The sequence below is a fragment of the Mucilaginibacter terrenus genome (assembly GCF_003432065.1).
Classification (GTDB): domain Bacteria; phylum Bacteroidota; class Bacteroidia; order Sphingobacteriales; family Sphingobacteriaceae; genus Mucilaginibacter; species Mucilaginibacter terrenus.
In genome coordinates this window covers 775156-790265 of sequence record NZ_QWDE01000001.1, presented here as the reverse complement: position 1 = coordinate 790265, position 15110 = coordinate 775156, and the positions used below count along the sequence as shown (strand labels likewise).

The following is a 15110-nucleotide window of genomic DNA, read 5'->3' as shown; positions in this document are numbered from 1 at the left end:
ATCTTTTAATATGATGCAAATTTTATTATAATGATAATTTGCCCTGGTAGTAATCTAAAATCTTGTTATAAATGTACACATCGTACCTGGAGTTGATAAGGTTGATTTTGGCCCTGTCCAGGTTGTTCTTCGCTACCACAAAATCAACTGAAGTGAGTACGCCGGCGTTAAATCTTATCTCTGCCGTCCGGAACGATTCGGTATAAGCTTCTACCTGCTGTGCCGATGCCTGGTAGCGCTCATATGCCGATGTCATGTTCAGATATGCCTTTTCTACATCCTGCCTCAACTGAACTTTTGTGGTTTGCTCTACATAAATATTGTTTTGCAGCTGAATTTTAGCCAAAGCAACCTTGTTGCGGTTTTGAAAATAGTTAAGGATGGGTATGCGCAAGCTAACGCCAAACTGGGTGCCGTAATTATTTTTAAACTGATCCCAATAACCTATGGTTTGGTTATTAAGCGTAGCTGCACTTGAGTAGTTGGTAGATACGCCACCATACAAGCCTATACTAGGCAGCAAGCTTCCCTTGGCAACGCTTACTCCCTTTTCGGCACTCTGGCGCCTTAAGGTTGCTGCTTTCACATAAGCAAGCTGATTAAGCGCTATATCATAAACCTGATCGGCAGAATTTGGCGTCTGTTTAGCCAGTTCCTCCGCGTTTATTGGCTGAAGTGTGATATTCTCTTTATAAGGAATATTTAATATCTGCAGCAAATTAAGCTTGGAGGTTTTTAGCGTGGTAGCGGTATTTACAACCGAAAGTTGGTTATCGGCATAAGTACCTTTAAGATCGTACAAATCAGATGGCAGCTTGTTTGCCCCTTCTTTCTCCAGTATCTGCAAACGGGCAACTTGCTGCCTGGATACCTCCAGCTGGTTTTTTACCTGCGCCAAAAGTTCGGTATTGTCCAGCACCATCAGGTACGCGGTTATCACATTAATGGTTACCTGGTCTTTTGCCTGCTGCAGGTCCATTTTGCCGGCCTGGTAAGCCAACGATGTTTGCTTTATATTGTTCAGATTTTGCAACCCGCTGAACACTGTAAGATCGCTGCTCAGGTTGTAATTACCAGATTTAAATGATTGCTTAACGTAGGTGTTGGTTGACGGATCGATACCTCGGCCATTGTTTATGCCGTGGTCAACCTGCCCGTAAAGTGTTGGCAGCATGTTCTCCCGCGCCTGGTTAAAGTTAACATGTGATGTTTGCACCGCCAGCTCGCTCTTTTTCACGTCGAGGTTGTTCTTCACGGCAATGTCTATACATTGCTGTAAACTCAGCGTTGTATCGGCAGATTGGCTGTGTGCAAGTGCCGGTGATAATAAAGTAAGACTAACAATTAAGTATTTAACGTATCGCATTTTGTGTATCAGTTCAGAATTTTGTTGAAGATTCTACCCTTCCATCCAACAGGTTAATAATGCGCGAACCGTATTCTGCATTCTTTTCAGAATGAGTTACCTGGATGATAGTAACCCCGTCTTCTTTATTCAATTTTCTAAACAGCTCCATAATGTCCTCCCCTTGTTTGGAGTTAAGGTTACCGGTAGGCTCATCTGCAAGTAATAACTTAGGGCTCGCAATAAGCGCGCGGGCTATACCAACCAGCTGCTGCTGACCGCCGGAAAGCTGCGAAGGAAAAAGATCCTTTTTACCAACGATCTGGAATCGATCGAGCATATCAGCTACCATCGCTTTACGCTCCGAACCTTTTACGTCCTGGTAGATCAGCGGTGTCTCAATGTTTTCATAAACGGTAAGTTCATCAATCAAGTGATAAGCCTGGAAAACAAAGCCGATGTACTTTTTGTACAAAGCGGCACGTTGCTTTTCTTTCATTTGATGAACAGGCTGCTCTACAAAATAGTGATAGCCTGACGATGGTTCGTCCAACATACCGATGATGTTGAGCAAGGTTGATTTACCAGAACCGGACGGGCCCATAATGGATACAAATTCGCCCTCGTCAACATCAAGGCTGATATCGTTTATAACGTAGTTCTTATTGCCGCCTACCTGGTAATACTTAGAAATGTGCTGTAGTGATAACATTTTAGTTGCTTGAGATAAATGAATGGTTGTTTACTGTTCGCAATTTCTTGATTTCATTTTGGCATTGAAGTATCAATAACATACCAAATTATCAAAATACTGTAATACAATAAGTTATAATTATTTTGGACAAGATTACTGTACGCTTATGTACAGACAGCCGTTCGGTATTGATACAGTTAAAGCTGCAACGGCGCTTTCATCAAAAGAAAGCAGGTCTTAAACCGGGAAGGCGGTGGTAAGCAAAGTAAGAGGTTGTTGCCAGATGCAATCGGTTGCGCTTGTGTTATAACAATTATTGACTTGGTCTGGATACTTAAATGTTAATACTTGTGTGGTGTGCCTTATTGTGAAGCAATGAATAACCTTGCGGAATTTGTATTGTACAAGGTGTGTAAGTGCCTTACGAAAGTGTCCCACTTTCAACTTCTAAAGGGTGTCCCAAGGAAGTTATTGATGAAGCGCATATTTACGCATAACAATCACACATTAAGGTATTTGAGTGTAAACAGCTGAAGTATTTGTACTGTCCCGGTGTGTCCCGCCTTTTTAATGTATTTAATTAGTAACCAGTAGATTATATAAAACGACTGTCCCGGGTGTCCCGCTTTCTAAGCGGGACACCCGGGACAGCAAATCGTATTTCGGGCGGTATTAAATTACCTCGTTAATGCTCATTTCCTTCAGTTCTTTAGGAACATTAGGACGGCCGTTTTTGAACGCCTTACGCGGACTAAGTCCCAGCAGTTCGAACATTGCCATATCCTCATCAAATGACGGGTTTGGCGTAGTAAGTAGCTTTTCGCCTGCAAAAATTGAGTTGGCACCTGCCATAAAGCAAAAGGCCTGTTCCAGTGTGCTCATTTCCGTGCGGCCTGCAGAAAGGCGTACAACGGTTTTCGGCATGATTATGCGCGCTGTTGCAATCATTCTTACCATATCCCAGATAGCAACTCTTGGCTGATCTGCCAGCGGTGTACCCTTAACCGGCACCAGCGCGTTAATTGGAACCGACTCCGGGTGTTTAGGCAGGTTTGATAGCGTTTTCAGCATAGATATACGATCCTCAACAGTTTCGCCCAGCCCAATAATGCCGCCACTGCAAACAGATATCTTTGCTTTACGAACGTTTTCAAGTGTTTTCAAACGGTCGTCGTAGGTGCGGGTTGTAATAATGCGTTTGTAATCGTCCTCAGATGTATCGAGATTATGGTTGTAAGCATATAGGCCAGCATCCGCTAAGCGCTGTGCCTGGTGCTCGGTAAGCATACCCAGGGTACAGCAAACCTCCATATCCAGCTCGTTTACAGCTTTAACCATGTCCAGCACTTTGTCAAAGTCGCGGTTATCGCGTACTTCGCGCCACGCAGCGCCCATGCAAAGCCTGCTTGCACCGCCATTTTTAGCGCGTTGCGCAACAGCAATAACTTCTTCCTTAGGCATTATGGCGTGCACATCCACGCCGGTGTTATAACGCGCGGCCTGCGGACAATACGCGCAATCTTCCGGGCAGCCGCCGGTTTTGATAGAGATCAGCGAACTAATCTGCACTTCAGAATAATCTTTGTTTTCGCGGTGTATGGTAGCAGCGCGGTAAACGAGATCCAGCAGTGGTGAATGGTATATTTCAGAGATTTCTTCGGTTGTCCAGTTGTATCTTACTTCGGTCATAAGCATTGGTGTTATCGGCCCAAATTTATTTAAAAGTTTTGTTTACCTGTGTAATAAAAGCGTACTTGCCAGCCACAGCGGCAATAAAAATCCTATACAATCTGTAAAAGTGGTTATGATGATTGACGATGCAACAGCTGGATCGACTCCTACCCGCTTTAAAATCAGAGGTATAGAAGCCCCTGTTACGCCTGCAACAATTAAATTTCCAGTCATCGCCAGAAACAGTACCAACCCAAGTACCAGGTTAGCATCGTAAAAATAAGCCACTGCAAAAATGATCAATCCGTTTGCTGCACCGTTAATTAAACCTACAAGGAATTCTTTTAATACTGTATTATAAGCTTGCCTGTCGCTAAGGTCTGTGAGCGATATACGGCGAACCGTTACTGCAAGCGCCTGTGTAGCCGTATTGCCGCCCATTCCCGCAATAATAGTCATGTAGGCAGAGATAATGGCCAAATCTTTAATAGTTGCATCAAAATGGCGGATAATAGAAGCGGCTAGAAAACCCGTAGCAAGGTTAATTACCAGCCATGGTAAGCGGCTTTTTACCGCTTCCTGCCAGTTACCGCTCAGTTCTTCATCTTCGCTTACACCGGATATCTTTAAGATATCCTCGGTGCTCTCCTGCTCCATTACGTCGATGATGTCATCCACCGTAATTCGGCCCAGCAATTTCATGTTATCATCTACTACCGGGATAGCAGTAAGGTTATATTGCGATATAAGTCCAGCAACATCCTCCTGGTCGAGGTCAGCCTTTACATATACGAAGTCTTTGATCACCAGATCACTTACACGCGCGTCAGACCGGGCCTTAATAATGGACTTTACTGAAAGTATGCCCTGAAGTATATCGGCATCATCTACCACATAAATGGTATAGAACTCCTCCATCTCCTCGCTCTGGCGGATGATCTCTTCCAGCGCATCTTTCTTATCAAGATTGATGTTTACCTTAATAATCTCGGAGTTCATGAGGCCGCCAGCAGTGTCCTCGTCGTACTTCAGCAGCGCCCGGATGTTGGTGGCATCCTCGTGATCTATATCCGCTAGTATCTCGTGCTGCTCATGCTCCTCTAACTGAGATATAATGTCGGTCGCATCATCATAGTCCAGTTCCTCAACTATTTCAGAGCGCTTTTCAGGGTCAAGATTCAAAAGAAGCTCTTCGGGATGGGCCTCCTCCGTCATTTCCGATAGCACTTCAGATGCTATATCGGCGGGCAAGAGGTTGATGATGCGCTCGCGGCCCTCCTGCGAAAGTTTTTCGAACAGTATTGCAATCTCCGAGGCATGGTATTCTTTCAGAACATCTTCAAGACCAGAATCGTCGCCATCAAGCGCTACTTTAATTCGCTGCAAGTCCGATTTGTCTATTTCAAAAGATTGCATATGCAGGCAAATTACGGATTTTTACTGAATGGCGGGCAGTCAAAAACCTCTATTTGAAAGCAGTTTTCAGATATTACCCGCTGTAGTTATAGGTTATCCTGGCTTTCTCTACTTTGTTGAGTTTGGCCATAACAGATTCTACCTGCGTTTTCCTGACAGAAAATTTTACGCTACAATTTAGTTCTAATGTTTGTTCAATGATTGATAGTTGCTCTTCTTTTATTATCCGCATTACGTCGTTCATTTGCGGGTACTCGAATATAATGGTGTAAACATCATTAACGGTCTTCTCTACCACGCTAGCTTCTGCTAGTGCAGCCTCTGTAGCCGCTTTGTACGCGTTTATCAATCCAGGTACACCCAGTAGTGTTCCGCCAAAATAGCGCACAACCACAACCAGTGTATTGGTGATGTCTTTAGAAAGCAAAGTATTAAGTATTGGCCGGCCGGCAGTGCCTGAGGGTTCTCCATCATCGTTCACACGGAATACAGATCGGTCTATACCCAATCTTACAGCCCAGCAATGATGATTCGCCTTTGGATGAAGCGTTTTTAGATTTGCTACCAACGGCTTAACCTCGGCGTCGTTTGTAATTGGATAAGCAAACGAAAGGAACTTACTTCCCCGATCGCGAAAAACACCTTCAGCCGGTTGGGCGATGGTTTTATAAGTATCTTCAAAAAGCATCAATGTTGAGAGATCGTGATGATAATGATTGCAACTACCGCTAAACCGATGCCTATCTTATTCAATAAGCTGAGGCGCTCTTTAAATATCATTAAACCGACAAGTGCGGCTACTGTTATCACGCCTATATTCATGGCAGAAAAAACAGCTGATGGGCTTGTCGATAGTTGTTGATGAGCTTTAATGTAAAACAATATATTGCCGAAATTGGCTACGCCCAATATCCAACCAAACATCATGTGCGGCCAGGAAATGCGTGCCTTACCAGTAATTACATGGTACAATAACGCAACAAGCGCAATAACAAAGGCTAGTATAAAGATAACGAAAAGAGAGGTTGTATATGGCAGCACCTTTACTCCGGCTACTTGCTTAAACAAAATATCTATCGCACCAAAACCAATGAAAACAATAAGCAGGTAAATCCAGGCATTGCTGATGACCTTGCGATTGGCAGTTTGTTTTTGCCAAGGGATTGAACAGAGTATGGCAGCAAACCCAACAATTATTCCTACTATTTTCAAGGGAGTAAACGTTTCTCCAAACAGAAAATAGGATGCTACTAACGGGATGAATAACGAAAGGCGTTGTGCAACATCTGTACGCACAATACCTGCTACACGTACTGAAGAAGCCATTACCATAAAGATTACCGGTAGCAAAATGCCAACGGCAATATATATAGGGAGCGGCGCACCATTCAGATCAAGGTCCTGCAACTTAGGCCTGAAGAAGAACCACGTGAGCAAAATAGCCATGGAGTAGTTCCAAGTGATAGCCTGAAATACGTGTATGCTGTAGCGCCTGGACAGTTTCAGCAATATTGAAACTACCACACTACAGCAAACACTTAAAAAAACGTATAACATCAGCCTGTTAGCTATTGTAAAACAATTGTAATTGGTCGGCACCAACGGTATAGTGACCACCATTGGTGCCACTTATAACCGGTGCAGGAATGCCTTGGTTCAGCACACCTGGTCCGGTAAAAATACGCGCTTCATCCCACAATCCATCTTTAATAAAAGAATTTAATGTATGTGCGCCACCTTCTATAATTACTGATTGAATATCCTGCATCCAGAGCTGGTACATCATGTATTGTGGCAGGTAGTGGTTAAAGTCCTCTAACGCGATATACTTCACGTTGCCCTCTATATCCGTCTTCAGCTCATTAAATATCAAAGTTTCTGTCGACTGATCAAACAGGTGCAGGTCCTTAGGCAGTGTAAGCTCGCGGTCTATAACCACCCGTTTTGGATTGCGACCTTCCGCATATCGTACATTTAGCTGGGGATTGTCATTTAAGGCAGTGTTTCTTCCAACCAATATGGCATCTTCTTCGGCGCGCCATTGGTGTACCAAATTGCGGCTTTCAGGTCCGGTAATCCAATGTTGGCTACCATCATCAGGAGCAAAAAAACCGTCTACTGTTTGCGCCCACTTTAAAATAATATAAGGGCGTTGCTTTTGTACACGGGTAAAAAAACGACGATTAAGGCGGCGGCTTTCCTGTTCCAACGCACCAACGGTTACATCAACACCTGCAGCCTTTAATTTATCAATACCCTTACCGTCTACCTGTGGGAAAGGGTCGCGGCAGCCTACAACTACATTTGGTATTTGGTGTTTAATAATTAAATCTGCACAGGGTGGAGTTTTGCCGTAATGCGCGCAGGGTTCAAGGGAAACATAAATTGTCGATTTTTTTAGCAGATCTATCGCATCCGGGTACTTTTCGACAACCTGATTGATAGCGTTTACTTCGGCGTGTGGTCCGCCATATTGCTTATGGTAGCTTTCCCCAATCACCTTATCGTCACACACCACTACAGCACCCACCATCGGATTAGGGCTTACAAACCCAGCTCCAAGTTCAGCAAGTTCAAGACAGCGCTGCATGTATAGTTGATGATCAGGCATGCAGCAAAAGTAACATTAATCTTAATTGGTACCTTAATTATGCACCAGCTGATTGTAATTCAGCAGTAATATAGGCCCGGGTAAATGCCCGGGCTAATTAGTGTTACAGTTTAGCGTAAACCGCGAGAAGTATTCGGGATTTATGATACTGTGACTGGAATATTGCACTAAATGGTGGGTAATTATATTATCACTTGAGCAAGGTTCCGTACAGTGCTTGTAATTCCTGTTATACTGTTTACTTTACTGGCAAACCATTCTTTAAATTTACCTATTATTGCCATCGGACTTATATAGTATATGTATGCAAACGTTGCATGTGATTAAAATTGGTGGTAACGTAATAGATAATTCTGAAAACCTGCACAGGTTTTTAAAGGACTTTACCGCACTTGAAGGATTTAAGATACTGGTACACGGAGGTGGCAAAGTGGCTACCCAAGTGTCTGAAAGCATGGGCGTAGAAGCGCGTATGATCGACGGCAGGCGGATAACAGACATTGACACCCTGCGGATTGTAACTATGGTATACGGCGGCTTGATCAACAAAAACATTGTCGCTCAATTACAGCGTTACGGTACCAACGCTATTGGATTAACCGGTGCCGATGGGAACTTCATCCGGGCTAAAAAGCGTCCGGTAAAAATAATTGATTACGGCTTTGCAGGCGATTTAACCGAAAATTCCATTAATCCGGAAAGCATTGGTAAATTACTTGATTCAGGGTTCACTCCCGTTTTTTGCGCGCTCACACATGACGGTGAGGGACAGTTATTAAATACCAATGCCGATACTATCGCTTCTGCGCTGGCTGTTGCGCTATCTGAACTGTACGATACAACGCTGGTGTATTGTTTCGAGAAAAAGGGTGTTCTTCAGGACATTGATGATGAAGATTCATTGATACGCGAAATAGACCTTGAACGATACGAAAAGTTAAAGACCGACCAAATAATCCACAGCGGAATGCTGCCAAAGATGGACAACGCATTTACAGCTATATCTTGCGGGGTTAAGGCTGTTATAATTGGTCATTCCGATGATCTCGGTCAGCTGAAAAAAGATAAAGGTTTTGGTACACGCTTAAGCAAATAACATGGAAACACAACAGCATATAGCCATATTGGGCAGCGGTAACATAGGATTGGCATTGGCCAAAGGTTTGGTAAAGGCAGGTATATTTACTCCGCAACAAATTACGCTCACGCGGCGCAATACAGCGGCGTTAGCGCCACTCGCGGCCGACGGCTACAACGTTACAGCAAATAATACTGAAGCTGTTACTAAGGCAGACATTGTTGTGCTTGCCATTTTACCGCAACAGCTAAATAAACTGCTTGACGAAATTAAGCCAGCTGCTATGGAAAGCAAGCATTTGCTGATATCTGTTGTGTCCGGCGTAAGCTGCCAGGATATTCGCAATCAGCTTGGCCTGCAGGTGCAGGTGATACGAGCTATGCCAAACACAGCAATAGCTATTGGTCACAGCATGACCTGTATAGCTACTGATAATGCCTCCGCAGCTAACGTAAGCCTGGTTAAATCTCTTTTTGATACAGTTGGTGTAAGCATTCAGATTAATGAGGAATTAATGACTTCCGCTACCGCTTTATGCGCTTGTGGTATAGCATTCTTCCTGCGCTCTATTCGCGCTGCATCACAAGGTGGTACCGAAATAGGTTTTCATGCTCATGATGCGCTTAAAATGGCTGCGCAAACAGCTAAAGGAGCTGCTGATCTTCTGCTTCAGCTTGCCTCACATCCTGAACAGGAAATTGATAAGGTAACATCGCCAAAGGGCTGTACCATTGCGGGCCTTAACGAAATGGAGCACAATGGCTTTAGCTCCGCCATGATAAAAGGCATAAAGCTATCAGCAGAAAAGGCCGGAGTGCTTTACAAGGGCAGTGAATAAAGCGTTATAATTAGATAAATTGTATACTCCAAAGCACTTTCAGATGCCAGATGTGCGTGAAGCTGTAAGCTTTATGCAACGCTATAGTTTTGCCACCATGGTTAATACCCTGGATGGTGTGCCCGTGGCTACTCATATCCCCTTTATTGTAGAGCAGCGAGATGGTACAATAGTTCTGTTATCGCACTTTGCAAAAGCTAACCCCCAGGCTGCTGCCAGTTTTAATGGAACGTCTTTGGTCATCTTCTCGGAACCGCACGCTTACATCTCGCCATCTAATTACGAGAAGGTTCAAAATGTGCCCACATGGAACTACATTTCGGTTCATGCTTACGGAAGAGCAAAATTAATCAGTGATGTGGCTGATATAGAAGTGCTACTGAAGAAGATGATCGGCTTTTACGAGCAAGGCTATATGCAGCAATGGGACAATTTGGAAGATGATTATAAGCTGAAGATGATGAAAGGCATTGTGGCATTTGAAATTGTGGTAGACGATCTGCAGGCTAAGAAGAAACTTAGCCAAAACAGGACAGAAGCCGAACAGCAAAATATCATAGAAACATTTAGTAAGTCCGGCGATGCTAATGAACGACAAATAGGCAAATACATGAGCGGCAAAGGCTAGGTGGCATCTTCCTTGGTTTTATACGCTGAGTTGATCATCCGGTTGAGTGTTAATCCCTGCACGATTATAGAGAAGATCACGATAAAGTAGCTTCCGGAAAGTATAAAATGCCTGTATGGTGATGCCGGTAAAGACAAAGCCAGGGCTATAGATATACCACCCCTCACTCCTGCCCAGGTAAGTATATTTACATTATTGTAATTAATGTTTAATGACCTTCTAAGGAACGTTAGTGGCACCAGTATGCTCAACCACCGTGCAGCTAATATCAGCACTATTCCTATTCCACCGGTAATCCAATAGTTTTTAATGTAGGGCAGATTGATCATCTGTAAACCAACCATCACAAAGAGGATTGTATTTAATAACTCATCAATTAAGTTCCAGAATTTCTCAAGCGCCTCGTGCGAATGCTCCTTTGTGTCTGCGTTAATAGATCGCGCACCTGCGAATAAACCAGCGGTAACAACAGATAGTGGTATAGATAGATTAAGATAGGAAGCTGCCACGGAATTAAACATTACCACGCCGAGTGACACCAATACAATTGTTTGAAAGTCATTTACTGAGCGCATCAGCCTAAACGACAAATACCCACTTGCCGCACCTATAGCAATCCCGCCAAAAACTTCCTGTATAAAAAGCATAACCGTTTTACCCAGGTCAAAACTGTCGGTTCCCGAACGGGTGATTTCCAGAAGAGTGATGAACAGCACCAAGCCTATCCCATCGTTAAACAAAGATTCGCCGGCGATAATAGTTTCCAAATTCGAGGGTAGCTTTGAATGCTTTACTATAGCACCCACCGCAACGGTATCTGTAGGCGAAACTAATGCGCCAAACAGCAGGCAGTAAATAAACGGTATTTTAATATCTATAAGCCCCGCAACGAAATAAAGCAATGTGCCGAATAACGCTGTAGAAAGAAGCACGCCAATAGTACTAAGGAGCAGCACAGGGCGCATTTCGCGCTTTAGTTTTCTTACGTTTAAGTTGAACGCGCTGGCAAACAGCAGAAAGCCAAGCATAACATTAAGTACTATAGTAGAAAAGCTGATGTTGTTGGCCAAAATAGTAAGGTATTTGGCCACACCGGGGTATATATTTTCTACGGCGATCGTTACCATAGACCCTGCAATAGCTAAGGCCATAATGCCGATAGTACCGGGCAGCCGAAGAAAGCGGGCGTTTATGTACGAATAAAACGCACACACCATTACCAACAATGCTATAATTAAGAAAAGGTGCATACGCGTATCAGCTAAATATTCAGCTCCACGGCTATTTGGCCGTAGGATCTGTCATCATAGTATTTGTATCAAAATGGTGTATCACCAGCCTGTTATCGCTATTACGCGTAAGGTAGTTTGTTGCCCAGTTAAAAAACACGATTGTTTTATTGCTAAACCCAGCTAACGACAACAGATGCACAAACATCCACAATATCCAGGCGAAGAATCCCTGGAACTGCAGGTGCTTAAGATCAGCCACAGCCTTGTTGCGGCCAATAGTTGCCATCGTACCCAGGTCATTGTACCTGAACGGCTTGGTTGGCCGGCCTTCTACTATATTCACCAGGTTTTTGGCCAGCTGCTCTCCCTGCTGTAGTGCTACTTGTGCTACGCCGGGATAACCGTTAGGAGCACCTTCAGTAACTACAGAGGAAACGTCACCAATGGCAAATACATTATCATAGCCAACTACCTTGTTTATCTCGTCTGTTATTACCCGGTTGCCTTTGGCGATCTTTTCTGCAGGTAGGCCTTGAGGCATCTCGCCTCTTACACCTGCCGCCCATAACACATTACGCGTTTTAATCACCGTACCGTCGTCAATCTTTAGTGTAAGGCCATCGTAACTCTCCACATGCACACTATTGTAAATAGTGATACCCAAGTCTGTCAAAAACTTCTTGGCTTTGCTTGATGCCCCTTTAGACATTGCTGCCAGCAGTTCTGGTTTACCTTCCACCAAAAACACCTTCATATCGGCATCGCACAAGCCGGGGTAATCTTTACAGAGGATGTACTTTCGCAATTCGGCAATCGCTCCGGACAACTCCACACCTGTGGGACCGCCCCCAACCACAACAAAGGTGAGCAAGGCATTGCGTTCGGTTTCATCAAAGGTAACCAAAGCTTTTTCCAGATTTTGAAGTATAAGGCTCCGCACGTTCAGCGCCTCAGCAATGTTCTTCATGGGAAGCGTGTAATGCTCTAGTTGTTTGTTCCCGAAGTAATTGGTATTTGCCCCTGTTGCCAGTACCAGGTAATCATAATGTATATCGCCTATGTTGGCTGTAACTATCCTCGCTTCGGTATCTATCTTTTGTACTTCGGCTAAATGAAAAGTAAAATTCTTTTGCCTGCTGAAGATCCTTCGTATCGGAAAACCGATGGAATCGCCCTCCAGCGCACCCATTGCAACCTGGTACAGCAGCGGCTGAAAAGTATGGTAGTTATGTTTATCAAGCAGTAACACCTCAACAGGTGCGTTCCTGAGTTTTTTGGCAAGTTGTATACCGGCAAAGCCGCCACCGATGATCAACACACGGGGCCTTGCCTTAAGTTTTTTATCCATATTGATGTTTAACCCGCTGCAAAATAAGCATAAACAGATGGGTATGTTGTTTAGCAATAACAGGCTAAAGTAAATATGTGTTTGCTTTAGTTCATTTTAACCAATGTTAATGGCTGTCATCATTCCAGAGCAGGTGATGATCCAGGCTTTCCGGCTGAATGATAACAAAGCGTACCAGCTTGAACTCCGCTTTCACTTTATCGCGTATGCGGTCTATAGCAATGTTTATTTCTTCCGTATCCAGGTCATCCTTAAACGCTACGATCAGCATGAGCAACACCTCACTGGGTGACTGATAAGTTGATAATATGTGCTGTACTTTCACCACGTGATCATCGCCTTCCACCATGTGACATATTTTTTCTCTCGTTTGAGTTGACACGCCTTCGCCCATTAATAAACTGCGGCTTTCGCGTGCCAGGATAGACGAAACAATGATCAAAATTATACCAACCAGCAGCGACGCGACACCATCCAAATAAGGGAGATTAAGCTTGTGGCTGAGGTATACACATATGATTACAATAAACAACCCCGCTACCGCCGCTGCATCCTCAAATAATACCAGAAAACTGGACGGATCTTTACTTTTAACTACGGCCTCCCACCACGGTGTAGCGCCGCGAACCTGGTTAAATTGTTTTAAGGCGATAAACAATGATGTCCCTTCAAAAACTATCGATAGTGAAAGTACGATGTAGTTGATTGTTGGGTCACCCATTTTCTCGGGGTGGATAATGTGCGTTATACCCTGATAAATAGACACGCCACCTCCCAGTCCAAAGATCATGATAGAAACGATAAACGACCAAAAGTATAACTCCTTACCATACCCGAACGGATGCATAGCATCGGGCTGTTTTTTGCTGCGATGAAGCCCCAGCAGCAGCAATAACTCATTTACAGTATCAACTACAGAATGTACTCCCTCGGCTATCATCGCTGCGCTGTTACTAATTGCACCTGCTATAAATTTGGTTATAGCGATAAGTAAATTGGCAGCCAGTGCCGCGTATATTGATAGTTTTGATGATGCCATGAATTAGCCTGATAACAGTATTTGTAAGGTTAAGTTTTAGCTTTCGGATGCGTTAATAAGCGGTATTTGCATATTCTTTCCTGCATTTACTTTCAAATTGTTATTATTGACGACAAAACTACTATACATTAATGTACCAGTACCGTCGCGTCATTGTTAAGATAGGCTCTAACGTGATTACTCAGCCAAATGGCCTGCCTGATCAAGAACGCCTCTCCCATTTGGTTGACCAGGTGGCCGCCATAAGCAAGCAGGGTATTGAGGTGATCTTGGTATCGTCAGGAGCCGTAGCTTCAGGGCGCAGCCTGATCAAGGTTGGTGACAAACATGATGCTGTAGCTGCGCGCCAGTTGCTGGCTTCGATAGGGCAAGTAAAGCTTATAAATACTTACGCGCAGCTTTTCGAAAAATATGACACACTTTGTTCACAAGTGCTGGTAACCAAGGAAGATTTTCGTGACCGGGTGCATTACCTCAACATGCGCAACTGTTTGGAGATATTGCTTCAAAACCAGGTTGTACCGGTGATAAATGAAAATGATGTTGTATCAGTAACCGAGTTAATGTTTACCGATAACGACGAACTTGCGGGGCTTATCGCCTCTATGTTGAATGCCGAGGCGCTAATTGTACTAACCAATGTTGATGGTATTTACACCGGCGACCCTAAACTCCCCGGTTCTGAAGTGATACAAGAAGTTACAAGTGAAGGTATAGACCTTTCTTCGTTTGTGAGTTCGGCACGATCGCAGTTTGGGCGTGGCGGCATGATAACAAAATCCTCTATTGCGCACAAAGTAGCTCAATTAGGTATTACAGTTCATATTGCCAATGGCACAACTGATGATATTTTAACAGAGTTGCTTGCAGGCAAGGCTGTGCATACCCGCTTTGTGCCTGAAAAAAAGAAATCGGGTAAGAAAAAATGGCTTGCCCATGCAGAGAATGCCGCAACCGGTGTGGTGCAAGTAAATGAGGGCGCGCGTAGTGTTCTGCTCTCCAATAAGGCATCAAGTTTACTGCCCGTAGGTATTATAGAAATCATTGCTGATTTTAAGAAAGGCGACATCATCCGCATATTGGATGAACACAACAAGCTCATAGGGTTAGGACAGGCCGAGTATGGAGCTGACAAGGCCCGGGAACTTCAGGGATTGAAAAAACAGCGCCCGCTTGTACATTACGATTATCTTTACTTACAGGCATAGCC

14 protein-coding genes are annotated in these 15110 nt (G+C 44.0%); 4 read left to right on the top strand and 10 right to left on the bottom strand.

Features of this window, described 5'->3' with window-relative positions; genetic code table 11:
* Positions 1–25 precede the first annotated feature (25 nt).
* The 7 genes from DYU05_RS03320 to ribD form a co-directional block, all read right to left on the bottom strand.
* Positions 26–1366, bottom strand: coding sequence for a TolC family protein (locus DYU05_RS03320; RefSeq protein WP_117381558.1), 1341 nt, complete (start codon positions 1364–1366; stop codon positions 26–28).
* Positions 1367–1379: 13 nt separating this feature from the next.
* Positions 1380–2057 (bottom strand): ABC transporter ATP-binding protein, encoded by a 678-nt coding sequence (locus DYU05_RS03315; protein WP_117381557.1) that lies wholly within the window; start codon positions 2055–2057, stop codon positions 1380–1382.
* Positions 2058–2711: 654 nt separating this feature from the next.
* Positions 2712–3728, bottom strand: coding sequence for a biotin synthase BioB (bioB, locus tag DYU05_RS03310; RefSeq protein WP_117381556.1), 1017 nt, complete (start codon positions 3726–3728; stop codon positions 2712–2714).
* A 42-nt stretch (positions 3729–3770) separates the two neighbouring features.
* A complete protein-coding gene (gene mgtE / locus DYU05_RS03305) occupies positions 3771–5126 on the bottom strand; it encodes a magnesium transporter (protein ID WP_117381555.1) in 1356 nt (451 codons plus the stop codon).
* Positions 5127–5199: 73 nt separating this feature from the next.
* Entirely contained in the window at positions 5200–5814 is a 615-nt protein-coding gene (locus DYU05_RS03300) for an IMPACT family protein (RefSeq protein WP_205771779.1), read from the bottom strand.
* The gene (locus tag DYU05_RS03295) at positions 5814–6683 is read right to left on the bottom strand and encodes a DMT family transporter (protein ID WP_117381553.1); all 870 of its coding nucleotides are present in this window, start codon (positions 6681–6683) and stop codon (positions 5814–5816) included. Before DYU05_RS03295 ends, DYU05_RS03300 begins: the two co-directional genes overlap by 1 nt.
* Before the next feature lie 7 nt (positions 6684–6690).
* On the bottom strand, positions 6691–7737 hold the full coding sequence (ribD, locus tag DYU05_RS03290; protein ID WP_117381552.1) for a bifunctional diaminohydroxyphosphoribosylaminopyrimidine deaminase/5-amino-6-(5-phosphoribosylamino)uracil reductase RibD: 1047 nt from the start codon (positions 7735–7737) through the stop codon (positions 6691–6693).
* Between the two features lie 304 nt (positions 7738–8041).
* Between ribD and argB the strand changes: the two genes are divergently transcribed.
* The 3 genes from argB to DYU05_RS03275 are packed head-to-tail and all read left to right on the top strand — an operon-like array spanning position 8042 to position 10281.
* Positions 8042–8833, top strand: coding sequence for an acetylglutamate kinase (gene argB, locus DYU05_RS03285; RefSeq protein ID WP_205771778.1), 792 nt, complete (start codon positions 8042–8044; stop codon positions 8831–8833).
* A 1-nt stretch (position 8834) separates the two neighbouring features.
* Entirely contained in the window at positions 8835–9653 is an 819-nt protein-coding gene (gene proC, locus DYU05_RS03280) for a pyrroline-5-carboxylate reductase (RefSeq protein ID WP_117381551.1), read from the top strand.
* A gap of 19 nt (positions 9654–9672) precedes the next feature.
* A complete protein-coding gene (locus tag DYU05_RS03275; RefSeq protein ID WP_117381550.1) occupies positions 9673–10281 on the top strand; it encodes an FMN-binding negative transcriptional regulator in 609 nt (202 codons plus the stop codon).
* Here DYU05_RS03275 and DYU05_RS03270 read toward each other — a convergent pair.
* From DYU05_RS03270 to DYU05_RS03260, 3 genes are all read right to left on the bottom strand, one after another.
* Positions 10278–11531 (bottom strand): cation:proton antiporter, encoded by a 1254-nt coding sequence (locus tag DYU05_RS03270; RefSeq protein WP_117381549.1) that lies wholly within the window; start codon positions 11529–11531, stop codon positions 10278–10280. The genes DYU05_RS03275 and DYU05_RS03270 overlap by 4 nt on opposite strands.
* 31 nt (positions 11532–11562) lie before the next feature.
* Positions 11563–12861 (bottom strand): NAD(P)/FAD-dependent oxidoreductase, encoded by a 1299-nt coding sequence (locus DYU05_RS03265; protein WP_117381548.1) that lies wholly within the window; start codon positions 12859–12861, stop codon positions 11563–11565.
* Between the two features lie 106 nt (positions 12862–12967).
* Positions 12968–13900: a cation diffusion facilitator family transporter gene (locus DYU05_RS03260; protein ID WP_117381547.1), complete on the bottom strand. Its 933-nt coding sequence runs from the start codon at positions 13898–13900 to the stop codon at positions 12968–12970.
* Positions 13901–14031: 131 nt separating this feature from the next.
* Here DYU05_RS03260 and proB point away from each other — a divergent pair, with 131 nt between their 5' ends.
* Positions 14032–15108, top strand: coding sequence for a glutamate 5-kinase (proB, locus tag DYU05_RS03255; protein WP_117381546.1), 1077 nt, complete (start codon positions 14032–14034; stop codon positions 15106–15108).
* Positions 15109–15110 lie beyond the last annotated feature (2 nt).